A 26,692-nucleotide genomic window follows, 5' to 3' on the forward strand; every position below is an offset into this window, starting at 1 on the left:
GAGAGCTAATTCTTACGCGGCGGGGTGGGGTGGGTCAAGTTGGGGCGGCCGCGGTCAGGTCCGGCCGCCGCGTCAGGCGCTTTTGCGCTACAGGCACTGCGGCATGTCGGCGAGCTCCTTCGAGAGCCACTTGTTCTCCGAGGTCAGGCAGCGGGCCACGGCCACGGTGCCCTTGACCGGCTCCCCCTTGCGCATGATCTGCAGGCCGTAGGGCGAGCCGTCCTCCGCCGCGCTGCAGCCGTCCGTGCCGGGGCGTGGCACGACCCGCCAGCAGGGGCAGTTCGCGCCGCAGTCGGCCTTGTTCGGGTCGTCGAAGAACTCCTTCGGACACTTGTTCACCTGCGTGGACTTCTCGGTCGGCGTCCCCTGCCCGATGACCTCTTCCACCGCGCACTCCACCTTGTCCAGGCAGCTCTTGGCGCAGGTCACGTCCTTGCCCGCGCTGTTCTTGCCGACCGCGCTCCCCGCGGAGCAGGCCAGCCCACCGCCGGGGGTCAAGAGCGGCGAGGAGATGCACTGCCCGCCGAGCTTGCCCACGATCTTCTTGCCCAGCGCCAGCATGGCCGGCCCGAAATCCTGCTCGCAGATGGAGTAGAACAGGCTGTCTGCCTTGAGCCCCGCATCTTTCTCCAGCACCGCCTTCAGCCGGATCGCGGGGGACGCGATGGCGGTCTTCGAGACCTGGCAACTCGGGCGGAGCGAGGGCTCGGTGCCGTCCCGGCCCACCTCCACGCGGTCCGTGGGGCCGGCGATGGCCGTCATGATCAGGCGGCCTGCGGGCTTCAGCGTCTTGAAGAAGGAGACGTAGTCCTCCACCTTGTAGAGGTAGTCCTTGGCCGGCACGCAGTTCTGGCGGGGCCCGACCTTCATGCGGTCGTTGATGTCGCACTGGATGCCGAACTCGAAGCAGCGGAACGAGTTGAGCGGTCCCAGCGGATCGGTGAGCCCCTGCTGGGACGGGTCAAAGAGCTGCGGGTTCTTGGCCGAGCAGTCGTCCTCGTCGGTCACGAACACCACGGCGAGCAGCGCGTCCTTGCGCACGAAGCCCGGGTTCAGGTTCAGTTTCGGATCCAGCGCGCGGCGCACCGCTTCGAGCTGGTGCTCGAAGCCGCAGCCTCCGGTACCGAACGAGGCGACACACGCGAAGGCGTCCTTCACGGCCTGAACCGCGTCGCCCGTCGCGCCCGGAATGTTGGTGGTTCCCTCGATGGACTCGATGTAGGGATCCTTCGGAGGCGTGCAGCCGGCGAGACGTGCCTTGTTCTGCAGCTTGCCCTTGTCGCCTCCCGGCACCTCACAGGTCGGCAGGCCGTAGTTCCCCGCCCCGAGGTCCGACGTGATGACGCCGATGTGCACGTTCGGCAGCTTGTTGCCCAGCTTGGCGCTCCGCAGCGCGTCGATGAGGCGCGGGAAATTGGCCTTCAACGCCTCTTGCTCGTCCCCCATGGAGTCCGAGTTGTCGATCAGGAACAGGATGTCTACGTCCTTCTCGATCGTCTGAGGGTAGACGCCCGGCGTCTGCTTGGAGCCACGGGCGAGCGGCGTTTCCACGGGCCGAGTCGGGCAGGCCAGAATCACGGGCAGGACGATTGCGATGGGCCCGAGGACTCGAAGCCAGCGCCAAAGTTCACTCGAAAACATTCCACCCTCCTGGACATTTGGGGTCGAGAGCGGCCGCATTATAGGGACCGCCCCCGGCCGGGGCAACGATCGATCGAAGGTACAACGCAATTCCGGGGCCATCCGTGGAGCTGCCCAACCTCGGGAAAGGCCTGGGCCGCCGGCCGCGGAGTGCCAACCGATGCGTCGGCAGCGACAACAAAGTTGACATGTGGCACCCTCCCGGCCTGCCGCGGATCCCCTCCGGCGGCCTGGATCCCCGCGAAACCCGCCCTAGACCCCCTCCGGGCCGTTTCCTTGCTGGGGCTCCGGGAGCGGATTAGGATCAGCGGCATCGGCACATGACCACTGCTCCCCTGCGACGCGTCCTCGTCGTCGACGACGAGGAGAATATCCGGCACATGCTGGCGCTCGCCCTGCGTCCGGAGGGGTTCGAGGTCACCGCGGCCGCCTCGGGGCCCGAGGCCCTCGCCGCGCTCGCCACGGCCCCGTTCGACGTGGTGCTCTCCGACGTCCGCATGCCCGGGATGGGGGGCCTCGAGCTTCTGGCGGAGATCCAGGCCCGGCATCCGGGCACGGTGGTGATCATCATGAGCGCCTACGGCACGGTGGACACGGCCATCGAAGCCATGAAGCGCGGCGCCTACGACTACATCTCGAAGCCCTTCAAGCCCGTGGAGGTGGTGCTGCTGCTCCGCAAGGCCGAGGAGCGCGAGCGCCTGAAGCGCGAGAACCTGGCGCTCAAGCAGGACCTCGAGCGCATGCGCGGCGGCGCGAGCGCCGGCTTCGGCGGGATGGTGGCTCGCAGCGCCGTGATGCAGGAGCTCTTCCGCACGGTGCGCAAGATCGCCGAGTACAAGACCACGGTGCTGGTCCTCGGCGAGTCGGGGACGGGCAAGGAGCTCGTGGCGCAGGCCATCCACGCGCAGAGCCCGCGGGCGTCCGGCCCCTTCGTGCCCCTGAACTGCGGGGCCATCCCCGAGGCGCTCCTCGAGTCCGAGCTCTTCGGGCACGTGCGCGGCGCCTTCACCGACGCCACGCGCGACAAGAAGGGGCTCTTCGCCGAGGCTGACGGAGGGACGATCTTCCTCGACGAGATCGGGGAGCTCCCCTTGAACCTGCAGGTGAAGCTTCTGCGGGTGCTGCAGGAGGAGGAGTTCCGTCGGCTGGGCGAGACCCGCGGGACGCGCGTGGACGTCCGCGTCGTGGCCGCGACGGTGAAGGACCTGCAGACCGAGGCCCGGACCGGCCGCTTTCGCGAGGACCTCTTCTATCGCCTGAACGTGCTCCCCGTGACGCTCCCGCCTCTCCGCGAGCGGCTCGAGGATGTGCCGCTGCTCGTCGAGCACTTCATCCGACGCACGAACGCGCGGCTCGGCACGCGCATCGAAGGAATTGCCCCCGAGGCGATGAAGGTGCTGCTCGGCTATTCCTGGCCCGGGAACGTGCGCGAGCTCGAGAACACGATCGAGCACGCGGTGGTCCTGGCCGAGCACGCGGTCCTCGGTCCGGAGACGCTGCCGCCCAAGATCCGCGAGAGCGGGGACCAGGTGAAGGCCTCTCTCCTCTCGGGGACCCTGAGCATCAAGAAGACCGTGCGCCTCATCGAGGAGGAGCTCATCCGTCGGGCGCTGAAGCAGACGGGGGGAAACCGGACGACGGCTTCGAAGGTGCTGGAGATCAGCCACCGGGCGTTGCTCTACAAGATTAAGGCCTATGGAATCACAGATTAATATCGGGTCCAGCCGCCAGCCAGGGTTCGCTTCGGCCGCGGCGCAGGTCCGGTGGACCGGCAGGGTGCCTTTTTTGACAGGGCCTGGCGCGTCCCGTATCATGTGCTCACAAGTCGTACAAGGTAGGATAGAGGCATGGAAGATGCGGCGCGGGGCCTCCAGGTGGTGGTAGCAGATTTCTGGCTCTCATCGCCTGTAATGGTCCATAGTCAGCCTGGACGGCCGAAATCCAGGATCGATGCGTGAGATCTCCAAGCCCCCGATGGGCGATACGTTACGAGTTTCTGGGAGCCTCCCCCTGAGATGTCGGAGGAGGATTCGTGCGATTTGGTGTCTGCTGCAGTGCGTTAGGAGTTAGCGCTAGTTAATACCTAAATTAAATATAATTAAGTCTCATTTATAGGGTCCCGGGCTTGACACCCGGGGAGAAGGAGTTTCATAATTGTCTCGTTCTGTTAGCCCAATCCTTCGGCCTTCATGCTTCAGAACGGGACAGCGATGGAAACGCAACGGTCCGAGCAAGCGCAGCGCGCAAGCGAGAACGAGCGAGGAAATGAGCCGAAGCGCGCTGGCGATCGTGCGGCGAACGAATCGGGCACTGCGAGCTCCGTAAAGGAGAACACCGCGGCGCCCGAGAACGACGCGCAAACGAAGAAGAGCTCGACCAAGAAGAAGCCCCGGCGGAAGAACAATGTGCGCAAGCTCAGAACCGAACGCATGATGAGCAAAGCTGAGCTAGCCAGGCGAGCAGGCCTTTCCACTCTCACCGTCGATCGGGTCGAGAAGGGGATGGAGTGCCGCATGGACACGAAGCGCAAGATTCTGGAAGCGCTGGGACTGACTCCATCGGACCGGGTGGCGGTGTTTGGTGAGGAGGAGTAGCGAGGAGGGCCGGAGGATGAAGGGTGAATGGGCAAAAACTGCATCGGCCTGGACATCGGCAGCAGTGCGATAAAGATCGTCCAGCTCCGCCAGAGCAAGCGCGGACATCAGCTCGTTAACTTCGGGATCCAGCCGGTCCCGCCACAGAGCATCGTGGACGGCTCGGTGATGAATACCGGGGCCATCGCGGAGGCCATCTCCGCGCTGACGAGCCAGCTCAAGGTCCGGCAGAAGGAAGTGGCCGTGGCGGTCGCCGGCCATTCCGTGATCATCAAGAAGATCAGCGTCCCGATCATGACCCGGCAGGAGCTGGAGGAGCAGATCCACTGGGAGGCCGAGCACCACATCCCCTTCGCCAAGGACGACGTCGAGATCGACCATCAGGTGCTGCAGCGCCACCAGGCCCAGAACCAGATGGAGGTGCTCCTGGTCGCGGCGAAGAAGGAGGTCGTCTCGGACTACGCCGCGGCGGTGCGCGAGGCGGGGCTGAATCCCGTGGTGATGGACGTGGCGGCCTTCACGCTCCAGAACTGCTACGAGCTGAACTTCGGCCAGACGCAGGAGACGGTGGCGCTGCTCAACATCGGGGCGTCCATCTCCACGCTCAACATCCTCGCCGGGGGACAGAGCGCCTTCACGCGGGACGTGACCATCGGGGGCCACGCCTTCACCGAGGAGATCCAGAAGCAGCTCAACGTCAGCTACGACGAGGCCGAGGCCTACAAGTGCGGGGGCTCCGGCGGGGATGAGGTGGTGCCGCAGGAGGTGGAGGAGATCCTCGGCCACCAGGCGGAGGTGATGGCCGGCGAGTTCCAGCGCTCCTTCGACTTCTATCTCGCGACCACGGCCGACGGCCGCGTCGACCGGGTGTACCTGAGCGGCGGGACCGCCAGGGTACCGGCCCTGAAGCGCGCCATCGAGGGACGCGCGCGCGTTCCCGTGGAGGTGCTCGACCCGTTCCACGGGGTCCAGGTGGACGAGGGGGCCTTCGACATGGGGTATGTGCGGGCGAACGCGCCCATGGCGGCCGTCGCGGTAGGGCTCGCCATGCGGAGCGAGGGGGACAACCTGTGAGGGGGGCGATGTCTCCCCGGCGCGTGAGGTGGTCATGATCCGCATCAACCTCTTACCGGTTCGCCACATCCGCAAGGTCCACGCGGGCCAGCGTCAGCTCCTGCTCTTCATCGTGCTGGTCGTGGTGGAGTTCGGCGCCATGGCCGGCGTGTACCTGCTCAAGGACTGGGAGGTGGAGAGCAACAAGAAGCAGGTGGCTACGCTGCAGCAGGAGATCGAGGCCCTGAAGCGGGAGGTGGGCGACTACGACCGGCTGCGGCAGCAGCGGGACCGGCTCATCTCGCAGCGCAACGTGATCAACACGCTGCAGAAGGCGCGCTCGGGGCCGGTGTGGATGCTCAAGGAGCTCTCCGACATCCTGAGCGTGGGCAAGGGGCCGACGGTCGACCAGACGCGCTACGAGACGGTGCTCCGCAAGGACCCCACGATGGGGTTCAACCCGCGCTGGAACGCGCGCCGGCTCTGGTTCGAGAAGTTCGAGGACCGCAGCGGGACGATCGCGCTCGAAGGCAAGGCGAAGGACTACGACGACGTGGCCGAGCTGATGAAGCGGCTGGGCGTCTCCGAGTACTTCGCCGACGTGCAGCTCATTCGCAACGACCAGGTCATGGATCCGGGGCTCGGGATCAAGGTGGTGAAGTTTTCCATGACCTGCAAGTTCAAGAACTAGGGTCGACAGGAGCTGGGCATGGGCATCTCGGACCTCGTCGAAAAATACGCGCAGTCTCCGACGAAGAACAAGGTCGCGATCATCGCGCTCGTGACCGTGTTTTTTGGCGCCATCTTCTATTTCGTGTTGTACTCGGACCTGGCCGATCAGGCGGACCGAACGGCACGAGAGATCAAGGATCTCACGGCACAGAAGGCCGACTACGAGGACAAGAAACAGAAGTACATGGCCTTCCGCGCCGAGGTGAACAAGCTGCTCGAGGAACAGAAGGAGCTGCTCAAGGTCTTGCCGACGGACGCGAAGATCTCGACCTTCTTGCAGTCGATCCACGCGCAGGCGGAGCTCGCGGGGCTGAACATCCTGAGCTACGAGCAGCACACCGAGGTGCGCAAGGAGTTCTACGCCGAGATCCCGGTGACGCTCGCGGTGAGCGGGCAGTACCACAAGGTCACCAAGTTCTTCCACGCGATGGAGAAGGACCTGAAGCGCATCGTCAACATCCAGGACCTGAAGCTCGGGGAGGGGGCGCCCACGGAGCAGGGGGTGGTGTTGAAGGCCAACTTCAAGGCGTTCACCTATCGCTTCCTGGGCGAGGAGGCGCCGCCCCCCGCTCCGCCGGGAGCCGTGCCGCCGCCCCCGGGACAGAACAACCTGCAGAAGATCATTCCGCCGGCACCGCCGCCCGCCGGTAGCGCGGGTTAGAGGAGACGGAGCCCATGAGACGCGTGGCCATCCTCTTCTGCGGTGTGTGGGCGTGCCTAGCGCTCGCAGCGTGCGGCGACGATGCGAAGCCTCCCGAGGCCGCACCCTCCCCGGCGCCACCCCCGGCGGGAGCGCCTCCGGGCGGAGCGCCTCCGGGTGCGCCGCCGGCTGCGGCGGCGGGCGAGGTGAAGAAGCCGGGGCGCCCCGAGCTCACCGACGAGGACTTTGTCGAGAGTCCGGCCAACCGCGACCCGTTCCACTCGTACCTCGGGGAGTTCGCGGCGCCGGTGCGACGGGTGGCGAAGATCCAGCGCAAGATCATCCTGCAGCGCTACGCGCTCGACGAGCTGAAGCTCATCGCCGTGGTGACGGGCAAGACGCGGCCGGTGGCCATGTTTCGGGACCCGACGGGGCTCGGAGTGCCGGTCAAGCGCGGGGACTACATCAGCAAGAACGCGGGGCGCGTGAAGGAGATTTATAGCGACCGCGTGGTGATCGAGATCCAGGAGCAGTCGGAAGATCGGCAGACGATGGCGGACCGGGTCATCGAGCTGCACTCCAAGGAGGAGCGAGAAGCCTCGGGCGACGAGAGCTCCGCGACCCAGTAGAGGAGGCGGTCTTCGGGGGTCGGCGCAAGGCCAGACCCCTCCCAGACGACGGGAGCGGTCGTCTGCGGAAGCGGTGAGCGCTCCAGGGGTGGTTCCTCGGGCGGGACGGCCGAGGGACCTGGCACGAAGCGTTAGGTCGGGGGAGCCCCCGTGGGCTCCCTGAAGCGGTGGTCTGCCACTGCACGGGTGAGGTTTGCCTCGCGCGTGCCGAGCGGTGGAGCCTCTGCGCCCTCTGGAGGAGGGTTCTCGTGCGACGAGAAGGAGAGCGGTGATGAGCCCATTGGTGCTGGCAAGACGACTCACCCTTGTACTGCTCGGGGTGGCTCCGGCGGTGGCGAACGCCGGGCCCCTGAACCAGGTCTCCAAGGTGGTGGTCAGCGAGCGCGGAGACAACACCGTGGTGGAGCTGCGCGGGACCACGCGCGCGCTCTTCTCGGTCTTCAAGCTCGAGAGGCCGCCGCGGTTGACGGTGGACCTCGCCAACAGCGCGCTGGTCGGCGTCTCCAACCTCGTGGACGTGGACACCTGGGCGGTGAGCCAGATCGCCACCACCCAGTTCCGGAGCGACGCGAGCACCATCGCCCGGGTCATGATCAACTTCCGGCGGGCGTGCCACTACACGGTGCGGACCGACGGCGAGCGGGTGGTCGTGACGGTGGTGCCGCACAAGGGGCGGCCGCCGTCGGCGATGGGGGCGAGCCAGGCGGACCTGAACCAGGCCAGACAGGCGGCGGCGCAAGCGGGGCAGCAGGCGGCCCAGGCGCAAGCGAGCGCGGCGCAGGCGCAAGCGAACGCGGCGCAGGCGCAAGCGAACGCGGCGCAGGCCCAGGCGAAGGCGCTTCAGGCGCGCGGCGAGGCGGAGCGCGCACGCAAGGACGCGGAGCGGGAGCGCACGGCGCGCGGACAGAAGGAGCTGGCGCTCGAGCAGGCGCGCAAGGAGATCACGGAGCAGGCCCGAGCGGCGCTGGCGGCGCAGGCCGCGGTGGAGCGCGAGAAGCAGAGCCTCGAGCGGGCGCGGCGGGAGGCCGAGGCGCGTCAGGCCGAGGCGCGGCGCCTGCGCGGCGAGCTGGCGGAGGCGCGGGGACGCGCGGAGCAGGCCCCGGCGGCGATCGCGGCGGCGAAGCGGCTCATCGCGGAGAAGGCGGCGGCCGTGGCTCAGGCCGAGGCGCGGGCCCAGCAGGCTCTGGCGGCGCGTCGGGCGGTAGAGCGCGTGGTGGACCGCGCGGAGAAGAAGCTCAAGGACGCCGAGGCTGCGCGGCTCAAGGCCGAGGGGGCCCGGGCGGAGGCCGACCTGGCCCGGCAGAAGGCGGAGAGCGACCGGGCACGGGCGCAGCAGGCCCGGCTGAAAGCGGAGACCGAGCGGGAGAAGGCGCGGGCCGAGGCGGAGACGCTGCGGCGGCAGGCCGAGGTGGCGCGGGCCGAGGTGCAGTCGGCGCGGGCCGAAGGGGCCGTGGAGCGAGCGCGCGCGGCCAAGCTGCGCAAGGAAGTGGAGTCGGCCCGGAAGGCGGCCGAGCTGGCGCGCAAGGCGGCGGACCGGACGCGTGCGGAGGCGGAAGCTACGCAGGCCAAGGCCGAGCAGCGCGCGACGGAGCTCGCCGCGGAAGCCGCGAAGGAGAGGCGGCGGGCCGAGGCGGCGCGGGCTCAGGCGGAAGAACGGGCCGGCGCGCTCGAGCGCAGCGAAGCCGAGGTGAAGGCGCGCAAGGCCAAGGTGGCCGAGGCGCTGGCGACGGCGAAGCGGCTGAAGGCGGCGCTCGCGGCCGCGCTCGAGCGGGAGGACGCGCAGGCGAAGGCCGTGGCCAAGGCGCGCGCGGAGGCGGAGGCGGCGCGGGTGGCCTCGCGTGGGGCCGATGCGGCGCGCAAGGAGCTCGACGAGGGGCTCGCGGCGGCCAAGGCCCGCCAGGTGCGGCTGAACGCGCAGATCGCGGGTCTGACGCGGGAGCTTGGCGAGCAGCGGCAGCGCGCGACTCTCGCCACGAGCCGGCTCGGGGAGCTGCGTCGGGTCGCTGAGGCGGCGCGGGCCAAGGTGGCGGCCGAGCGCGAGCAGGCGCAGAAGGCGCGGGCCGTGGCGGAGCTGAAGGAGGCCGAGGGGCGGCTCCGGTCGGCCGAGGCAGCGCAGAAGAAGGCCGACCTGGCGCAGGCCCGGCTGGCCGCTGAGGCTCGCCGCGCGGACGCGAAGCGGGCCGAGGTGGCGCAGGCCGTGGCGCAGGGGGCGAACCGGCTGGCTCTGGCGGAGCGGCAGGCTGCGCAGAGCGTGGAGCGCGCACGGACCGCCGAGTCGCAGCTCAGAAAGAGCCAGACTCTCCTCGCGGAGGTGAAGGCGCTGCGGGCCCAGGAAGAGGAGAAGCGGCAGGGGGTCGAGCAGGCCCGCCGCGGAGAGCTCGAGCGGCTCGGGCGCGCGGAGATCGAGCGGCGCAAGGCCGAGCGGGCCCGAGGCGAGGCCGAGACGGCGCTCCGGCGGACGCAGGCCGAGCTGGCCCGGATGAAGAGCGCGCGCGTGGCCGAGGAAAGGCAGCTCGAGCGGCTCGAACGCGCCAAGCAGGCAGCGGCGAAGCAGCTCGCCGAGGTGGAGCTCAAGAAGGCGCGGCGCGTGGCAGCGCTGGCGGCGCGACTCGGGCCGGCGAAGGGCCGGGCGGCGGTGGCCTTCGCGGCGGCCGGGTCGGCCGAGGCGGGGGCGGCGGCAGCGGCGCGCACTCCCGAGAGTCGCATCCGGGACATCCGGTTCGTGGACCGGCCGAACGGGGCGCGGGTGGTGATCGAGCTGGACGGGGAGGCGCAGCACCAGATCCAGCGCGGCGACGGGGACCTGGTCCTCTACCTGCGCGGGGCGAAGCTCCCGCGGCTCTTGCAGCGCACGCTCGACGCGAGCGAGTTCAAGGGGCCCGTCCGGAGCGTGAGCTCCTACGTGGACCCGAGCGCCTCGGGGACCGTGCAGATCAAGGTGGCCGTGGCGGGCGCGCCGAGGCAGCGGCTCGAGCGCAAGGGGCGGCTCCTCGTCTGGGATTTCGACGCGGGGGTTCCGGCGCCCCGCCCCGAGGGGCAGGCGAGCGCGGCCGCGGCGACGGTGCAGCCGCTCGAGCTGGAGAGCGAGAAGGTGGCCGGTGTGCGGGCCCGGGGCCCGGCGGGAGGCGGGCGGCGCAGCTACAGCGGCCGCCGCATCGACCTCGACTTCAAGGACGCCGACATCCACAACATCCTGCGGCTTCTGTCTGACGTCGGGAACGTGAACATCATCACGAGCGACGCGGTGCGGGGGTCGGTCACGATCCGGATGAAGAACGTGCCGTGGGATCAGGCTCTCGACGTGATCCTGCGGGCCAAGGGCCTCGGGCAGGTGCGCGAGGGCAATCTGCTTCGGGTGGCGCCGATCCAGGACCTCGAGAAGGAGCGGGAGTCCGAGATCGCGCGGCAGAAGCAGGTCCTCTTGCTCCAGCCGCTCGAGACGCGGCTTCTGCCCCTGAGCTACGCCCAGGCCTCGGCGGTGCTGCCGCAGCTCCAGTACACCATGAGCCCGCGGGGGAGGCTGACCTTCGACGAGCGCACGAACACGATCATCGCGCGGGACATCGCGAGCAACCTGAACCTTGTCGAGCGGATGATCCGCAACCTGGATACGCAGACGCCGCAGGTGATGATCGAGGCGCGAATCGTCGAGGCGCGCACGAACTTCACCCGCGCCTTCGGCATCCAGTGGGGCGGCGCCTTCACGGCGAGCAACGCCACGGGTAACTCGACCGGCCTCGCCTTCCCGAATCAGATCGGAGTGGGCGGCGGGACCGACGATCCGAACGCGCCGACGCGGGGCATCCTGCTCGGCCAGGCGGCTAATCCGAACTTCCTCGTGAACATGCCTGCCGCGACCGGCGTGGGTTCCGGCGCCGCGGTGGGTCTCACGCTCGGCTCGATCAACGGGGCGTTCAACCTGAACCTGCGCCTCTCGGCGGCCGAGAACTCCGGCGACATCCGCATCATCAGCGCGCCGCGGATCACGACCCTCGACAACGTGGAGGCGCACATCGAGCAGGGCGTGACGATCCCCTTCTCGCAGATCACCGCGGTGGGCGTGCAGACCACCTTCCGCGACGCCAAGTTGAACCTGACGGTCAAGCCGCACGTCACGGCGGACGGCAGCATCATCATGAGCGTCAACGTCACGCGGAACGAGCCGGACTTCGTCAACACGGGACCCCGCGGCGACCCGACGATCTTGAAGAAGGAAGCCAAGACCGAGATGCTGGTCAAGGACGGCGATACAGCGGTGATCGGCGGCATCTACACCACTCGAGACGGCCGAAGCTGGGCCAAGGTGCCCTGGTTCGCGGAGATCCCGATTCTGGGCTGGCTCTTCAAGACGCGGCGGGAGTCGAGCGACCGCGAGGAAGTGCTGGTGTTCATCACCCCGCGCATCATCAACCGCGCGCAGAGCATCGGTGGTCGCTAATGGGAGATGACGCCGTGCTACGATCGGGTCAACGCAGGGAGTGCTGCGCTGGCGGCAAGGGAGCCAAGACCATGAGTCAGTCTAGGGTGCCTTCGTGGCCGCGAAAGGCGGCCCGTCACCTCGGAGCGGGGGTGGTGCTCGGTGGGGCGCTGCTGCTCGCTGCCGGAGGATGCGTCGACGAGACCTCATTTCTCATCACGCAGAACCAGGTTCCGCAGGCGGGGTGCAAGGTGGACACGAACGAGTCCGTCTACCGCGCGATCGGGACGCTGGACGTGTCCGCCGGCAAGGGGTACGTGCTCTTTCCCCTGATTCGCAACGATCTGCAGGCGTCCAAGGGCGTCGACAACCAGCCCGAGCGGAACGCCCTGCACCTCCGGGAGTTCCAGGTGGAGCTGGACCTCGGAGAGATCCCCGCGAACTTCCCGGCCGAGCTGCTGAGCTTCACCAAGCCGACCTCGGGGGTGATGCAGCCCGGGGAGCGCCGGGCCTCGAGCGTCGAGGCCATTCCGGAGAAGCTCGTCAAGCTCCTCAGCATCCCGCCGAACGTGAAGCCGATCGTCACGGCCAAGGTCCGAGTCGTCGCGGATCACGGCGTGACCAAGATGAAGAGCGCCGCGTTCTTCTATCCGATTCAGCTCTGCAACGGCTGCCTGGTGGTGAAGGCCGAGAACTGCCCGACGGGGGAGGCGCTCCAGTCGGCGCCGAGCAACACCTGCGGGCTGCCGCAGGACGAATCTACCACCTGCTGCAACGCCCCTGGCCGCGGGCTCGTCTGTCTGTCCGACGCGGCGAAGAGCGGCGGCTAGGTCGCTCGTTAGTTCCCCACGCGTTCGAAGGAGCGGTGCTGATAGGCCGGGATCCGGAGTGGGATCCGCGGCAGCCGCTCCCCCCGCCCGTAGAGCACCGTGTAGGCGAAGAAGCTGGCCAGCACGCGCTTGGTGTAGCGGCGCGTCTGGTCGAACGGAATGCGCTCCACGAGCTCGTCGAGGGCCCCGGAGCCGAAGCGCTTCAGCCAGCGAAAGACGGCCCCCTGGCCCGCGTTGTAGCCGGCGATGGCGAGGGGGGGGCAGCCCGAGAAGGTCTGCATCAGCCACGACAGAAAGGTGCTGCCGAGCTTGATGTTCACCGCCGGGTCCTGCAGCGCGGTGCGGTCCACCGCCAGCTTGTGCCGCGAGCCGGCGGCCTTCGCCGTGGGGAGGATGAGCTGCATCAGCCCGATGGCGTTCGCGTAGGACTCGAGGACGTTCACGAAGCCGCTCTCCTCGCGCATCACGGCCAGGATCAGGCCCGGGGGGAGGCGGGTCGTGCGCGCGGCCTGCTCGACGAGCGCGGGGAAGGCGCGCGGGTAGGCGATGGTCCAGCGGCGGTAGTTCTCGTCGAGCGGGGGGGTGCGCTTGTAGGAGGCGTCGCGGCTGCGTGGTACCTGGTGCGAGAGGTGCCAGAGCCCCGCGCGGTCGAGGAGCGCGGCGGCGACCCAGGCCTCGGGCAGGGGGCCGTTGCCGCGCATGGCCAGCCCCGCCTTGGCGAACTCGCGCCCCGCCTCGTCGGAGAGGCCAAGGCGCGCGAGCTCCACGCCGCGGGCGAAGGCGGGGGTGCGGGTGAAGGCCCCGGTAGGCAGAGCCCAGCTACCGGTGCGGCGGCCCACGGGGGCGAGAAGCTCCTTCTGGAGCTTCTTGAAGAGGGCCGGATGCCCCTCGCGTAGTCGGTTGAAGGAGAGCAGGGCGTAGTAGGTGAGCGGGTACTCGCGCAGGCAGCGCTCGTAGGTTGGCGCGGCCTCCTTCGGCCGTCGGAGGCGCTCCAGGATGCGGGCCTTCCAGTAGAGGGCCTGACCCTCCGCGTAGTAGACGCCGGCGCGCCCGAGCTTGTCGATGGTGTGGTCGAGGTGCCTGAGCGCGGCCTGGTAGTCCTGCTTCAGGTAGGCCTGCCGGGCGACGCGCCAGAGGGCCTCGCGGACCATGTCCCCCTGGGGATAGTCCCTGGGGAGGGCCTCGAGGAGCTCGGTGACCTTCGTCTCTTGCCCTAGCTCGTCGTAGGCCTCGGCGGCGAGCATCCGCGCGTCGTCGGCGTAGCTGTGTTTCGGGAACTCCTTTTCGATGGCCGCGAACTGGTCGGCGGCCGCCTGGTAGGCCTTCTTGCGCATCAGCCCTCGGGCCCGCTTGTAGAGGGCCTTCACCACCAGGTCCAGGTCGCCCGCAGCGCGGCAGCTCTGGGCGGTGGCGAGAAAGAGCGGCTCGGCGCGGTCGGGCTGGCGCTGCTTGAAGACGCTGTCGGCCTGGTAGTAGGCCGCGCGGCAGCGGACCTCCGGGCGCAGGGCGGCGCCTTCCTTCAGCACGGCGGCGAAGCCGGCCTCGGCGGCCTGGTTCCGCATGGCCTGGTAATAGAGGAGGGATTGCTCGTAGCGCTGCTCGGGTGTGAGCTGTACGGTGCGCGCCCCCTGGCCCACGAGCAGGGCCAGGGCCTGCGCCTGCTTCTCGGCCTCCTGCGCCACGCTCGAGAGGGGAGACCTGACGAGGATCTGCACGTAGTGGCCGAGCGCCTCGGCCAAGCGCGCGCGCGCCTCGGGGCCGGCTGCCGCCGCGCCCTTCTGCAGCGCCTCGGCCACGCGGAAGTGAGCTTCTCCTACGCGTTTGCCCTTCGGGTGTCGCGCGAGGTAGTCGCGCCAGATGGCGGCGCTCTCGTCGATGCGCCCGAGCGCGCGAAGGGCGTCGGCGCGGACGAGCTGCGCGTCGGTGGAAAGGGGGCTCTCGCGGCTCACCCCTGCCGCGACCTCGGCCGCGCGGTCGAAGCGCCGGGTGCGGTAGAGCGCGATGGCGCCGAAGTAGCGGTGGTAGTCGCGGAGCAGGGGGTAGCTGCCGTCGAGCGCGGCGAAGAGCTCGGCCGCACGGACGAAGTCACCGCCCCGCTGGAGGGCCACGGCGAGGAGGAAGCGCGCCTGCTCCCGCTCGCGCGGCGGGACGCGCCTCTGAGCTCGGTCTAGGAGCGCGGCAGCCTCCTTCGCACGGCCCGCTTCGAGCAGGGTCCGCCCGCGACCGGCGAGCCCTCGACCGAAGTACGGCGCGAGCTGCTCGTCGCGAAGGGGTGCGGCGGCGTCGGCACCCGGGGGCACGAGCAGCAACAGCGTCCCCAGCGCGCGGGCAGTGGCCTGGGCGACCCGACGGCGTATCACGGACGACGCGGGGTCGGCGGCGTGCCGGTCCCTCCCGGGGCGCCTCTCGACGTCCGCCGGGTGATGACGCAGTTCCGCCCCTGCGCCTTGGCCTGGCGCAGGGCCTGATCCGCCGCCGCGAGGAGCTCCTCGGCGGTGTGCGCCCCGATCTCGGGCATGGCCACGGCGCCCACGCTCACGGTGAGCTGTTCCGTGGTCGCGTCGAGGAGGAAGTAGTGCTGCGCCACGTGGTGGCGGATGCGCTCGGCGAGGATCGGGGCGCGCGACACGTCGGTGTTACGGCCGAGCACCGCGAACTCCCCCCCCTGCATGCGCGCCAGCACATCTTCCGTGCGGATGACCTGGGCGAGCAGCGCTCCGAGCTGGCCGAGGAGGCGATCGGTCGCGGTCGTACCGAGGCGCTCGTTGAGCTCGCTCAGGTGATCCACGTCAGCCACGAGCAACGCGAGCGGGGCCTTGTGCCGGGTCGAGAAGGCCAGCTCGGCCCGCAGTCGCTCGTCGAGATAGCGGCGGTTGAAGGCGCCCGTGAGCGGGTCGCGCAGGGCGGCGTCGTAGAGCTGACGCGCGTAGCGGCTCTCGAGCTCGTCGGCGTAGCTGAACTTCAGCACGCTCGTGGAGCCCACCTGCACGCGATCGCCGTCGGCGAGGGGCTGGGCCGCCTCCACGCGTCGGCCGGAGAGGAAGGTGCCGTTGCGGCTCCCCGCGTCGCGCAGCTCGTAGCTTCCGTCTGGCCGCCGCAGGATGAGCGCGTGCTTGCGAGAGATCCCCGCCTCCATGAGCTGGATCTGCGCCTCGGCGTCGCGGCCGATGAGCGTGGCTTCCTGGCTGAGCGGATAGACCTTCCCGACGTGCGTGCCGCTGAGGACGAGGAGCTGGGCGTGCCGCGGTGCCGACCCGTCGGCCGGCGCAGGAGCTCCGCCCGGCGGGATCGCGGTGATCTCCTCGCTGTCGGGGAGCTTGGCCATTCGCTCATCCTATGCGGCGGCGCACAGCCTTGCAACGGGGTGCGGCGTGCATGGGGTGCGGCGTACGAGCTGGCGCCTAGCGCGATAGCGGCAGGAGCAGACACGACGGGGAGCCCGATCGCGCCTCGGTCCAGGCCGAAACCGCCAGGGTTGCTCCCGAGGGGGAAAACGCCAGGCCCGTGACGATCTGGCTGAAGGCGTCGAGGCGGTGCCAGCCGCCGCCGCGAAAGAGGGCCACCGCGAAGTCCCAGCCGCCCGAGGCGAGCGCGGAGCCGTCCCGGCTCGCGGCCAGCTCCGTGACGTAGAACCGGTGGGGGGTGGCCACGGAGACGCGGCGGAGCCGACCGAGGTCCCACACCTCGACGGCATCGCCGGGGGCGGGGCCTGCCCGATGTCCTCCACGCCGCTCGAGCGCCACGAGCGCGGGGGTGCGGCGGGCGGGGGCGTGGCTGGTGGCGACGAGGAGCTGCTCGGCCCTCGCGTCTCCGCGCTGCGCCGGTCGGACGGCCAGCGCGTTCACGGCGCCGCCGGCCCGTACGAGAGCCCGCGGGACGAGCTCGCGACTCCAGAACCGGATCGTGCCGTCGGCCGAGCCCGAGGCGAAGCCCGACGGCACGAGCGCGAGAGCGGTCACATCGTCGGCGTGGGCCGGTCGGCAGGTTGGGGCCCCTCCCTCGAGCGCTGCCGCGCAGACGCGACCGCCCGCCGGCGCGTCCGGTCGGCTCCGCGTGCGCGAGGCCTCCGTGGCGAAGAGCAGGTGGTCACGGTCCACGAAGGTGACGGCCCGGACGGGGGTCGCGACGGAGAAGGTGCGCTCGATGCGACCCGCCTTCAGATCGAGGACCCTAACGAGGCCGGACGCGACCAGCGCCTCGCCCCGCGCCCGCACCCTGCGGAGCGCCACGGCGGCGCGCTGGCCGTCGGGGCTCAGCGCCACAGCGTGCACCCAGTCGCTCTCGGCGGCGACCGAGAATTCTTGGAGCCGCGCCCCCGACTCGACGGAGAAGACCACCAGGCGATGCGCTCCGCCTTCGAGGAGCGCGCAGGCCACGCGCCGCGCGTCGAGGAAGGCCACGTCGAAGGCGAAGCTCCGCGCGTCCAGCACTCGCGGTGGTCCGAAGGGAGAGGCCATACGGCAGCCCAGCGTCGGGGCCAGCCCGGAGACGAGCAGGAGGAGAGGGAGGAGGTGGCGAAGGGGGGCTGCCCGGTTCACCGCGAAGAGAGCTACGCGGACAGCCGTTGTTTTGCGGTGGGCTTTGGGCGCCGGGCGGCCGCTGCGCCCATGTCTAGTTGGTCGCGTCCGCGAGGGCGACGACCCGCTTGCCGGCGGTGAGGCGCCGATAGGCCTGAAGGACGCCGTCCACGCTCAGGCCGCAGCTCGCGAGCAGCCGCTCCGGCTTGCCGTGCTCGACCCAGCGGTCGGGGATGCCGAGACGCTGGAGCGCGGGCCTCAGACCGTGGTCGGCGCAGAGTTCGAGCACCGCCGAGCCGAAGCCGCCGGCGAGCGCGTTCTCCTCGATGGTGATGACCGCCTTGGCGCGGCCGATGCGCTTCACGAGCAGCTCCTCGTCGAGCGGCTTGAGGAAGCGCGCGTTGATTACCGTGCAGCCGACCTGCTCCTTCGCGAGCTCTGCAGCTGCCTCGAGGGCCACGTGGGTCATCGTCCCTGCCGCGATGATCAGAAGGTCGGTGCCGCGGTCGAGCAGCACCTCTCCCTTGCCCCACGGGAGGAGCTTCGGGGGCCCTTCGAGCGGCACGCCGACGCCGTTCCCGCGCGGGTAGCGCATCGCCACCGGGCCGTGCGCCTGGGTCGCGGTGAAGAGCATGTGCCGGAGCTCGTCCTCGTCCTTCGGCGCCATGAGGGACATCTCCGGGATCATGCGCAGGTAGGAGATGTCGAAGACCCCGTGGTGGGTCGGACCGTCGGCGCCGACGATCCCCGCGCGGTCCATGCAGAAGGTCACCGGCAGGTGCTGCAGGCAGACGTCATGCACCGTTTGGTCGAAGGCGCGCTGCAGGAAGGACGAGTAGATCGCGCAGACGGGGCGGAAGCCCTCGACGGCGAGGCCCGCCGCGAAGGTCACGGCGTGCTGCTCGGCGATTCCCACGTCGTAGAAGCGCCCCGGGTACTTCTCCGCGAACTCCACGAGACCCGTCCCCTGCGGCATGGCGGCGGTGATGGCCACCACCCGGGGGTCGGTCTCGGCGAGCTGGCAGAGCGTCTCACCGAAGACGGCCGTGTAGCTCGGCCCCGACGGAGCTGCGGGGGCCTTGGGCTTGCCCGAGGTAGACGCCTCGCGCGGGCCGACGGCGTGCATGCGCTCCACGTCGCTGTCCACGTCGGGACAGCCCTTCCCCTTGCTCGTGCAGGCGTGGACCACGACCGGCTTGCCGAGCTCCCGCGCGTTCCGGAAGGTCTCGACCAGCGCGCGCGTGTCGTGCCCGTCGATCGGCCCGATGTACTCGAAGCCCATCCCCTCGAAGAGTACGCCGGGCGTGAGGAGCACGTGCTTGCTCGCGTCCATCAGGTGCTCGAGCACGTGGATCGCGTCATCGCCCACGCGGTCGAAGGCCTCCAGGAAGGAGCGCACCCGCCGACGCCAGCGCGTCATCGGCCCGCCGTAGAGCTTGCGGCTGAACCACTCGGAGAGCGCGCCCACGTTCGGGCTGATGGACATGCCGTTGTCGTTGACCACCACGATCAGATCGCGTTTCAGCGCGCCGGCGTTGTTCAGCGCCTCGAAGGCCATGCCCCCGGTCAGCGCCCCGTCGCCGATGATCGCCACGACCTTCCCGTCGTTGTCCTTCAGCCGCAGGCCCTCGCGAATGCCGAGGGCCGCCGAGATCGAGGTCGAGGCGTGCCCGGCGCCGAAGATGTCGTGCGGGCTCTCGGAGCGCTTGAGAAAGCCCGAGAGGCCCCCCTCCTGCTTCATGGTGTGGAAGCGGTCGCGCCGTCCCGTCAGGATCTTGTGGGCGTGCGCCTGGTGGCCCACGTCCCAGATCACGCGGTCCTTCGGTGACTCGAAGGCGTAGTGCACGGCTACGGCCAGCTCCACCACGCCCATAGCGGCGCCGAGGTGTCCGCCGATCTTCGAGATCTCCTCCAGAATGAACTCCCGGAGCTCCGTGGCGACCGCCGGGAGCTGTTCCACCGAGAGACGCTGAAGGTCCTCCGGTCCGTTAATTCTGTGCAGGTAGTTCATGGGTCATCGACTCTCTTGCACGTTGATGGACGAGCTCCGCCAGGGCGGCCAGCGGCGCTCCTCCGTTTCCGAACTGCCCGGCCGTCCGGGCCGCCCGGTGGGCCAGCTCGAGGGCGCGCGCGTGGGCTTGCTCCCGATGGTGGGTGAATTCCGCATCGCGCAGGTCATCCGCGTGCTGGAAGGCCATCCCCAGGTCGAAGCCGTAGCCGCGCAGCGCCTCCACGTGCTGGTCCGATCCACCCCCCGCCAATCCTCCTACGACCGCAGCCGCCGAAAAGAGGGCGGCCGTCTTTCCCGCGTGGCAGAGCTCGAGCAACTTGAAGCTCGGCTCGGTTCCTTTCAGCGTCATGTCCATGGCCTGCCCGCCGACCATCCCGCGGGCTCCGGCGGCGCGCGCCAGCTCGTGGGCCGCGCGCAAGAGCGCCGAACCTCGCGCGGGCCGCTTGATCCCCTCGGCGGCCAGCACCTCGAAGGCCAGGGTGAGCAGCGCGTCGCCGACCAGGATCGCTGCCGTCTCGCCGAACTCCTTGTGGCAGGTCGGCTGCCCTCGGCGCATGTCGTCGTCGTCCATGGCCGGCAGATCGTCGTGGACGAGGGAGTAGCAGTGCACGAGCTCCACCGCGCAGCCCGCGCCGTAAGCCTCCTCGGCGCTCCCTCCCACGGCCTCGCAGGCAGCCACGGTCAGGCACGGCCGGAGACGCTTGCCCCCCGCGAGTACCGCCTTGCCCATCGCGCGGCGCAGGCTGAGAGGGTCGGCCGTCTCCACCTCGGGCAGGTGCGAGCGCATGGCCTGATCCAGGGCGTGTCGCACCTGCGTCAGATACTGATCGAGGTCGAACTTCATCGGGTTTCTCCCATGCCGGGCTCGCGCCTCGCCGGTTCGAGGGCTTCGGTGCGGCCGTCCTTGAGCAGGGTCTCCACGCGCCGTTCGGCCGCGTCCAGAATGGCTTGGCCTCGTCGAGAGAGCTCTACACCCTTTTCGAAGGCGAGCAAGGCGTCCTCCAGCGGAAGGTCCGCGCGCTCCAGCTTCTCCACGATGGTCTTGAGGTCGGCGAGGAGCTGGTCGAACCGCTCCGGCCCCGCCTGCCCACCCCCCTCCGCGCCTCCGGTTCGCGTCGTCGGCTCCATGCGGTCGGCAGGCTAGCCCAGCCGCGACTTGAGGTCAATCAACTTTGTATGGTTATTGTATGGGGTTGTATCGTGGTTGTATGAACGCGGCAACCGTTGAAATCTAGGGATGTTTGCGGCGCCAGAGCGGTTCGCGGCGGGCGGCGCGAAGGCCCCGCCACAAAGAGGAGCCGATCTCCTGCATTGTATACAATGATGCCCGATGGCGAAGAGCGTGGGCCTGAGAGCGCAGCTCCTGGGAGGGCTGGCCGTGATTCTGCTCGTCGCCACGCTGTCGGTGGGGGCCATCACGGGGTGGGCCACCCGGCAGCAGGCCCTCGCGGCGCGCCTCGAGCAGGCGCGCGTCCTCGGGCGGGGGTTAGGGGCTGCGGCCGCTCCTCTGCTTGATGCGGGCCCGTCCGGTGCGGCGGCGCTTCGGCGGTGGGCCACGGCGCTCGCCCCGACGCCCGCCATCCGCTCCGTGCTGGTCCTCGATCGGGGGCGGCGCGTCCGGGCGGTGGTCGGCGAGCGGCTCGGTGCCGCGGGGAGCGACGCCCTCGTGCGACGCGCGCTGCTCACCGAGCAGGAGCAGGTGCAGGAGCTCGAAGGAGCGGAGCCGGTCGTCGAGGTCGTGACGCCGCTGCTCGGGGCGCGCGGCGCGATCGGGGTGCTGCGGCTGGTGGTCCCGCTCGGCGCCGAGGGTCCGAGCTGGCCCACGCTCTTCTGGATTCTCATGGCCGTGGACAGCGCCGTGCTGATGCTCTTCGTGGGGCTGGTCCTGAGCCGGTACGTGGCGCGACCCGTGGAGCGCTTGCAGCGGGCCGCGGAGCGGGTGGCGCGAGGCGACCTGGAGGTGCGTCTCGAGGAGAAGGGCGCGTACGAGCTGACGTCCCTCGCGGCGTCCTTCAACAGCATGACGGGGGCGCTGCGGGGGCAGCTCGCGCGGCTCGAGGAGCAACGGCAGCACCTCATCCGGTCGGAGAAGCTCGCCTCGATCGGGCGCCTGGCGGCCGGGGTGGCGCACGAGGTGGGAAACCCGCTCCAATCGATCGTGGGATTCACCGAGCTTTTGCTCGCGCGCCGCGAGCTTCCCGAGGAGCAGCGGGACGCGCTCGGTCGCATCCAGGCCGAGGCGCAGCGCATCCACGAGATCGTGCGCGAGCTGCTCGACTACTCGCGGCCGGTAGAGGAGGCCGTCGAACGGACCAGCCTCGGGGCGGTGGTGGAGCAGGCCCTCGCGCTCGTCGGGCCGCAGCAGCGCTTCAGGCAGGTGACCGTCGAGCGCGTGGGTCTCGAGAACCTGCCCTTCGCGGCGGCGAGCGCGTCACGGCTGGTGCAGGTGCTCGTGAACCTGCTGCTGAACGCGGCGGACGCCCTGGATGGGCGCGGGCGCGTGCGCCTCGAGGCGCGCCTCGTAGGGGGAGGGTCCATCGAGCTGCGCGTGAGCAACGACGGCCCGCCGATCCCGCCTGCGGATCGCGGCCGCATCTTCGACCCGTTCTTCACCACCAAGTCCCCCGGCCAGGGCACCGGCCTCGGGCTCGCCGTCTCGCAATCGATCGTCGAGTCCTTCGGCGGTCGGCTCGTGCTGGCCGACGAGCCCGACGGAGAGACGACCTTCGTGATGTCGTTGCTGGTGTGGGTCGAGGAGCGGTAGCGCGGCGGCAGGCGACTGCTACTTCTTCTCCGCCGCCGCGTTCGCACACTGCAGGATCAGCGTGGTGATGTTGTCGGTGCCGCCGGCCCGGTTCGCCTGGTCCACGAGCTCCGCCACCGCGCGCTCCATGTCCGGGTTCGCCGTCACCACCTGCAGCAGCACCTCGTCGGGGACCATGCCGGACAGTCCGTCCGAGCAGAGGAGGAAGAGGTCCCCGTCCGCTACCTCCTCGGTGCGAATGTCCACCTGGACGGTGTCGCGCATGCCGAGGGCCCGCGTGATGACGTTCTTGTGGGGGAAGTTGCGCTCTTCCTCCTCGGTCATGTCGGGCTTGGCGTCCTTGTAGTCCTCGAGGAGCGAGTGGTCGCGCGTGACCTGCTGGATCGCTCCGCCGCGAATGCGGTAGCAGCGGCTGTCTCCCACGTGCGCGACGTAGATCTTGTCCCCGCCGAGGAGCGCCGTGACGATGGTCGTCCCCATCCCTTTGAAGCGGATGTCCTTGGAGGCGGCCTCGTAGATCTTGTAGTTGGCGAGCTTGATGCCGCAGACGAGCCGGTTCTCGATGTAGCTCAGGTTGCGGTCCATCTTGTACGGCCAGGTCGCGTCTTCGTCCTTGGTCCGTTGATAGAACTCGCTGACCGTTTCGGCGGCCAAGCGGCTCGCGACCTCGCCCGAGCTATGACCCCCCATGCCGTCGGCGACGATGAAGAGCTGCTCGTCCTCCATTAGGCTGAAGTAGTCCTCGTTGTGAGTCCGCTTCATCCCAACGTCGGTCTTGGCAGCGTATCGAATCCGCATGGGCCTAACGGGCGTAACTCATGATGGTTTTCAGAAAAATATGTCAGGTGGCGGGAAGTGTCAACCAACCTTGCGTCTACATTCCGTGGAAAAGGGGCCCTGCCTTGACACCTCTTCTGGCGGATCCCTAAGATGCGCGCACTTTAAGAGCGGGGCCCCCATCGTGCAGCCGACAGCGGAGATCCTCACCATCGGCGACGAGTTGCTGCGGGGGGACCTCGTCGATACCAATTCGGGCTGGCTCGCTACGCGCCTCGGGCAGCTCGGGCTACCGGTAACCCGCATTACCTCGGTGGGGGACGACCTTCCGGCGCTGGTGGCGGCGCTCGAGGAGGCGGCAGGTCGGGCACGGGTGCTGCTCGTGAGCGGTGGCCTCGGGCCGACGGATGACGACCGCACCTCGGCGGCGGTGGCGCAGGCGGCCGGCGTGCCTCTCGAGCTGGATGCCGCGGCCCTCGAGACGATTCGGGCGCGCTTCGCCGCCGTGAACCTGGCCTTCACCCCGAACAACGAGAAGCAGGCCTACATCCCGCGCGGCGCCCGGCTGCTCCCGAACGCGCGGGGCACCGCTCCGGGCTTCTCCGTGCGTGTCGGCGCGTGCGACGTCTGCTGCGTGCCGGGAGTGCCCTCGGAGATGCGGGGCATGTTCGACGCGGAGATCGCCCCCGCGCTCGAGCGTGAGCTCGGCCTCGCCCCGGTGCGCGTGCGGACCCTGCGTACCTTCGGCCTCTCCGAGTCGAAGGTGGACCACGAGCTGCGTGACCTGCTCTCGGGCGCGGCCGCGCCGGGTGTTCAGGCCTCGGTGCACTACCGGGCGCAGTTCCCCGAGACCCACGTGATCCTGGTGGTCCGGTCCGACGCGGGGAGCTCGGCGGGAGCCGCCGACGCGGCGCTCGGGGCGCTCGAGGCGGAGGTGCGGCGCCGGCTGGGGGCGAACGTCTATGGAGCCGACCGCGAGACCTTCAGCGAGGCCGTCGTGGCGGCGCTGAAGGGGGCGGGGGCGCGCGTGGCGCTCGCGGAATCCTGCACGGGCGGGCTCGCAGCCGACCTGCTCACGCGGGCCTCGGGGGCGAGCGAGGTCTTCGAGCTCGGCCTCGTGACGTATGCGAACGCCTTCAAGACGTCGCTGCTCGGGGTCCCCGAGGCGGTGCTCGCCACGCACGGCGCGGTGAGCCAGCCCTGCGTAGAGGCCATGGCGGCGGGCGTGCGCGAGCGAGCAGGGGCGACCCTCGGTCTCGCCATCTCGGGGATCGCCGGTCCGACGGGGGGCACCCCCGACAAGCCGGTAGGCACGGTGCACTTCGCGCTGGCCAGCGCCGCCGGCGTGCGGCACCTCGAACGGCAGTTTCGCTACGGGGAACGGGATCGCATCAAGCTCCTCGCGGCGTACGTGGGGCTCTGGCTGGTCTATCGGGCCGCGCGTGGGGAGCTCACCGAGCCGGGCGACCTGCTCCAGGGGCGCTGGACCAAGGAGACGTCGCGATGAAGCCTCTCGAGCGGGTGCGTGCCTTCGTGGCGGTGAACCTTCCCGCGGAAGCGGTGACCCGAGTGGCGGAGCTGCAGAGGCAGCTCAAGCCCAAGGCGGCGGGGCTCGGCCTGCGCCTCGGCTGGATCTCTCCGGCCAACCTGCACGTGACGCTCAAGTTCCTGGGGGAGATCCCTCGCGAGGTCGTCCCCGCCATCTCCGCCGCGCTCGAGCGGTGCGTGGCCGGGATCGAACCCCTCCCGGTGACGGTGCAGGGGGTCGGTGCCTTTCCGAGCCCCGCGCGGCCGCGCGTGATCTGGGTCGGGGTGCAGAGCCCCGGAGGCGCGCTCGAGAAGCTGGCCGCCCGCGTCGAGCATGCGCTGGGGGAGCTGGGTTTCTCTCCGGAGGCCCGTCCCTTCCACGCCCACCTGACGATCGGGCGCGTGCGGGAAGGGGGGGGGGATCTCACCGCTGGTGCGCCGGAGGCGCCGGTTGACCAGTGCGCTCTCAGCGAGCTGGTGTTATATCAGAGCGTTCTTTCGAGCCGCGACGCCGAGTACACGCCCCTCTTTCGACTCCCGCTTCCGCAGCCGCCGCGCGCCGCGCGCGAGCGAGCGGAGCGTCGAGCCGAGGAGTCCTCGCGCGACGGCGAGGAAGGCTCCGAGGACGCCCGGGACGACGACACGTAACCGACGCTGGACGACGAGATAGGAGACGCACATGGCCATGGAGACCGTGACCCGAGACAAGACCATCGAGCTCACCCTCGCCTCGATCGAGAAGCAGTTCGGCAAGGGCGCGATCATGCGGCTCGGGGACGCCGACCGCCTGGTGAAGGAGCTGGAGGTGATTTCGACGGGCTCCCTGGCCCTGGACATCGCGCTCGGCACCGGCGGACTGGCGCGGGGCCGGATCATCGAGGTCTTCGGGCCGGAGTCGTCGGGGAAGACGACCCTTGCGCTGCAGGTCATCGGACAGGCGCAGCAGCTCGGCGGAGTTTGCGCCTTCATCGACGCCGAGCACGCGCTCGATGTGGGCTACGCGAAGAAGCTCGGCGTGAAGATCGAGGACCTGCTGGTCTCGCAGCCGGATTGCGGTGAGCAGGCGCTCGAGATCGCCGAGATGCTGGTGCGCTCGGGGGCGGTGAGCGTGATCGTGGTGGACTCGGTCGCGGCGCTCACGCCGAAGGCCGAGCTCGAGGGGGAGATGGGCGACTCGCACATGGGGCTGCAGGCGCGGCTCATGAGCCAGGCGCTCCGCAAGCTCACGGCGACGATCTCGAAGAGCGAGACGCTGGTCATCTTCATCAACCAGATCCGCATGAAGATCGGCGTGATGTTCGGTAGCCCCGAGACCACTACCGGCGGGAACGCGCTCAAGTTCTACTCCACGGTGCGCATCGACATCCGGCGCGTGGGGGCGATCAAGCAGGGCGAGGAGGTCGTGGGCAGCCGCACGCGCGTCAAGATCGTGAAGAACAAGCTGGCCGCGCCCTTCAAGCAGGTCGAGTTCGACATCATGTACGGCGAGGGGATCAGCTACGAAGGGGACCTCGTGGATCTCGGAACGCAGCACGAGGTGGTGGACAAGAGCGGCGCCTGGTTCGCGTTCAAGGGCGAGCGTATCGGTCAGGGACGCGAGAACGCGAAGCAGTTCCTGAAGGACCATCCGGAGACGGCCGAGGCGATCCGCAAGGAGGTGCTGAAGAAGGTCGGCCTGATCAAGGAGGCCGACGCGGCGCCGGCGGCGAGCGCGGCGGTCGAGGCCGCGCCGGGCAACGGAGACAAGGCCAAGGCCAAGGAGGCCAGGGCGGCGACGCCGATCAGCGCTGCTCCGACGGCGGCGAAGGCCAAGGCCTAGCTGCCGGCGTAGCTGCCGGCCCGAGGCGTGTTGGACCCCAGCCGGATGGGAGGGATCCCGCGACCGAGCTGACCCGTCGTCAGGCCGCGTCGGCGTACCAGACCAGGCCCATTCCCACCCCCTTGTCGGGGTGCTCGCCCGCCCAGACGACCTCGGCGCCGATCGAGACGAGCTCTCCGCTCGAGGGGAGCTGGATCGTCAACTCGACCGCCGTGCCCGGGTCGAGCAGCCGCGGGGTGTGCACGAACGCGCCGCGGAAGCTGAGCTCCACGACGCGCCCGATGGTGTCCGACGGCTGGTCGTCCGCGAGGTGCCCGTCGGGCAGGCGCAGGAGCAGCTCCATCTCGGCGTTCAGGCGCTGCGCGTGGCGTCGCTCGGGTCCGCTGCTGGGGTACATCGTCGTCACGGCGTTTCTCCCGGTGAGGGTGACATCCACGTTCAGCGTGCCACGGCCTTCGCGTAGAGCGAAATTTCCGGTCCGGAGCGGACGGTAAAGGAGCCGCCGGGTAGCGCGCGCAGACCGCCGCGTACTCCGACCTCGAGAGGAAGCCGTCGATCACCGCGGCCCGGGTCGCCACCTGGCCGAGCCAAGACAGCCAGCCGGCATGTCCGGCGGCGTTGGGGGGACGCTGGAGCAGTCCGAAGTAGAGGTCGGTGACCAGGTCGGAGTTCGTTCGCGCACGACGCACGCACTCGGCCGAGGTGGCGAACGCGCGTCCGAGGCTGATGCAGGTTGCGGTA

General features: G+C 69.7%; 21 protein-coding genes and 1 pseudogene. 12 read left to right on the top strand and 10 right to left on the bottom strand.

Going from position 1 to position 26,692, the window contains the following annotated elements; all coding sequences use genetic code 11:
- Nucleotides 1-87: 87 nt before the first annotated feature.
- Entirely contained in the window at nucleotides 88-1,641 is a 1,554-nt protein-coding gene (locus IT371_13150) for a VWA domain-containing protein (protein ID MCC6748602.1), read from the bottom strand.
- A 320-nt stretch (nucleotides 1,642-1,961) separates the two neighbouring features.
- Between IT371_13150 and IT371_13155 the strand changes: the two genes are divergently transcribed.
- The 8 genes from IT371_13155 to IT371_13190 all read left to right on the top strand — a co-directional run bounded on the left by IT371_13155 (nucleotide 1,962) and on the right by IT371_13190 (nucleotide 12,536).
- A complete protein-coding gene (locus IT371_13155) occupies nucleotides 1,962-3,353 on the top strand; it encodes a sigma-54-dependent Fis family transcriptional regulator (protein ID MCC6748603.1) in 1,392 nt (463 codons plus the stop codon).
- Nucleotides 3,354-3,851: 498 nt separating this feature from the next.
- Nucleotides 3,852-4,235, top strand: coding sequence for a helix-turn-helix transcriptional regulator (locus tag IT371_13160; protein ID MCC6748604.1), 384 nt, complete (start codon nucleotides 3,852-3,854; stop codon nucleotides 4,233-4,235).
- Nucleotides 4,236-4,262: 27 nt separating this feature from the next.
- The gene (pilM, locus tag IT371_13165; protein ID MCC6748605.1) at nucleotides 4,263-5,309 is read left to right on the top strand and encodes a type IV pilus assembly protein PilM; all 1,047 of its coding nucleotides are present in this window, start codon (nucleotides 4,263-4,265) and stop codon (nucleotides 5,307-5,309) included.
- 34 nt (nucleotides 5,310-5,343) lie between these two features.
- The gene (locus IT371_13170) at nucleotides 5,344-5,979 is read left to right on the top strand and encodes a PilN domain-containing protein (protein ID MCC6748606.1); all 636 of its coding nucleotides are present in this window, start codon (nucleotides 5,344-5,346) and stop codon (nucleotides 5,977-5,979) included.
- 18 nt (nucleotides 5,980-5,997) lie between these two features.
- Nucleotides 5,998-6,681, top strand: a complete 684-nt coding sequence (pilO, locus tag IT371_13175; protein ID MCC6748607.1) for a type 4a pilus biogenesis protein PilO — start codon at nucleotides 5,998-6,000, stop codon at nucleotides 6,679-6,681.
- 14 nt (nucleotides 6,682-6,695) lie between these two features.
- Nucleotides 6,696-7,289, top strand: coding sequence for a pilus assembly protein PilP (locus IT371_13180; GenBank protein MCC6748608.1), 594 nt, complete (start codon nucleotides 6,696-6,698; stop codon nucleotides 7,287-7,289).
- Nucleotides 7,290-7,560: 271 nt separating this feature from the next.
- Nucleotides 7,561-11,727, top strand: a complete 4,167-nt coding sequence (gene pilQ / locus IT371_13185) for a type IV pilus secretin PilQ (protein MCC6748609.1) — start codon at nucleotides 7,561-7,563, stop codon at nucleotides 11,725-11,727.
- A gap of 71 nt (nucleotides 11,728-11,798) precedes the next feature.
- The gene (locus tag IT371_13190; protein MCC6748610.1) at nucleotides 11,799-12,536 is read left to right on the top strand and encodes a hypothetical protein; all 738 of its coding nucleotides are present in this window, start codon (nucleotides 11,799-11,801) and stop codon (nucleotides 12,534-12,536) included.
- Between the two features lie 8 nt (nucleotides 12,537-12,544).
- Here IT371_13190 and IT371_13195 read toward each other — a convergent pair whose 3' ends face one another.
- The 6 genes from IT371_13195 to xseB form a co-directional block, all read right to left on the bottom strand.
- Complete coding sequence (locus IT371_13195) at nucleotides 12,545-14,896, bottom strand: transglycosylase SLT domain-containing protein (protein ID MCC6748611.1); 2,352 nt, start codon at nucleotides 14,894-14,896, stop codon at nucleotides 12,545-12,547.
- Entirely contained in the window at nucleotides 14,893-15,861 is a 969-nt protein-coding gene (locus IT371_13200; protein MCC6748612.1) for a GGDEF domain-containing protein, read from the bottom strand. The genes IT371_13195 and IT371_13200 overlap by 4 nt, the downstream gene beginning before the upstream one ends.
- Before the next feature lie 76 nt (nucleotides 15,862-15,937).
- On the bottom strand, nucleotides 15,938-17,074 hold the full coding sequence (locus IT371_13205; protein MCC6748613.1) for a hypothetical protein: 1,137 nt from the start codon (nucleotides 17,072-17,074) through the stop codon (nucleotides 15,938-15,940).
- Between the two features lie 73 nt (nucleotides 17,075-17,147).
- The gene (locus IT371_13210) at nucleotides 17,148-19,064 is read right to left on the bottom strand and encodes a 1-deoxy-D-xylulose-5-phosphate synthase (GenBank protein MCC6748614.1); all 1,917 of its coding nucleotides are present in this window, start codon (nucleotides 19,062-19,064) and stop codon (nucleotides 17,148-17,150) included.
- Nucleotides 19,042-19,908: a polyprenyl synthetase family protein gene (locus IT371_13215; GenBank protein ID MCC6748615.1), complete on the bottom strand. Its 867-nt coding sequence runs from the start codon at nucleotides 19,906-19,908 to the stop codon at nucleotides 19,042-19,044. Before IT371_13215 ends, IT371_13210 begins: the two co-directional genes overlap by 23 nt.
- Nucleotides 19,905-20,192 (bottom strand): exodeoxyribonuclease VII small subunit, encoded by a 288-nt coding sequence (gene xseB, locus IT371_13220; protein ID MCC6748616.1) that lies wholly within the window; start codon nucleotides 20,190-20,192, stop codon nucleotides 19,905-19,907. The genes IT371_13215 and xseB overlap by 4 nt, the downstream gene beginning before the upstream one ends.
- Before the next feature lie 202 nt (nucleotides 20,193-20,394).
- Here xseB and IT371_13225 point away from each other — a divergent pair, with 202 nt between their 5' ends.
- The gene (locus IT371_13225; GenBank protein MCC6748617.1) at nucleotides 20,395-21,828 is read left to right on the top strand and encodes a HAMP domain-containing protein; all 1,434 of its coding nucleotides are present in this window, start codon (nucleotides 20,395-20,397) and stop codon (nucleotides 21,826-21,828) included.
- 18 nt (nucleotides 21,829-21,846) lie between these two features.
- Here IT371_13225 and IT371_13230 read toward each other — a convergent pair whose 3' ends face one another.
- Nucleotides 21,847-22,626 carry a Stp1/IreP family PP2C-type Ser/Thr phosphatase gene (locus tag IT371_13230; GenBank protein ID MCC6748618.1) on the bottom strand — a complete coding sequence of 260 codons (780 nt, stop codon included), beginning with the start codon at nucleotides 22,624-22,626 and terminating at the stop codon, nucleotides 21,847-21,849.
- Nucleotides 22,627-22,666: 40 nt separating this feature from the next.
- Here IT371_13230 and IT371_13235 point away from each other — a divergent pair, with 40 nt between their 5' ends.
- From IT371_13235 to recA, 3 genes are read left to right on the top strand one after another with little or no spacing between them, the layout of a single operon-like run.
- Nucleotides 22,667-24,112, top strand: coding sequence for a competence/damage-inducible protein A (locus tag IT371_13235; GenBank protein ID MCC6748619.1), 1,446 nt, complete (start codon nucleotides 22,667-22,669; stop codon nucleotides 24,110-24,112).
- On the top strand, nucleotides 24,109-24,780 hold the full coding sequence (gene thpR / locus IT371_13240) for an RNA 2',3'-cyclic phosphodiesterase (GenBank protein MCC6748620.1): 672 nt from the start codon (nucleotides 24,109-24,111) through the stop codon (nucleotides 24,778-24,780). The genes IT371_13235 and thpR overlap by 4 nt, the downstream gene beginning before the upstream one ends.
- Before the next feature lie 31 nt (nucleotides 24,781-24,811).
- The gene (gene recA, locus IT371_13245) at nucleotides 24,812-25,951 is read left to right on the top strand and encodes a recombinase RecA (GenBank protein ID MCC6748621.1); all 1,140 of its coding nucleotides are present in this window, start codon (nucleotides 24,812-24,814) and stop codon (nucleotides 25,949-25,951) included.
- Nucleotides 25,952-26,030: 79 nt separating this feature from the next.
- Here recA and IT371_13250 read toward each other — a convergent pair whose 3' ends face one another.
- Both IT371_13250 and IT371_13255 read right to left on the bottom strand, forming a co-directional pair.
- Nucleotides 26,031-26,357, bottom strand: a complete 327-nt coding sequence (locus IT371_13250) for a PilZ domain-containing protein (protein MCC6748622.1) — start codon at nucleotides 26,355-26,357, stop codon at nucleotides 26,031-26,033.
- A 115-nt stretch (nucleotides 26,358-26,472) separates the two neighbouring features.
- Nucleotides 26,473-26,679, bottom strand: a pseudogene (locus IT371_13255) (DUF4214 domain-containing protein).
- Nucleotides 26,680-26,692: the final 13 nt, after the last annotated feature.

Source organism: Deltaproteobacteria bacterium (assembly GCA_020848905.1).
Classification (GTDB): domain Bacteria; phylum Myxococcota_A; class Polyangia.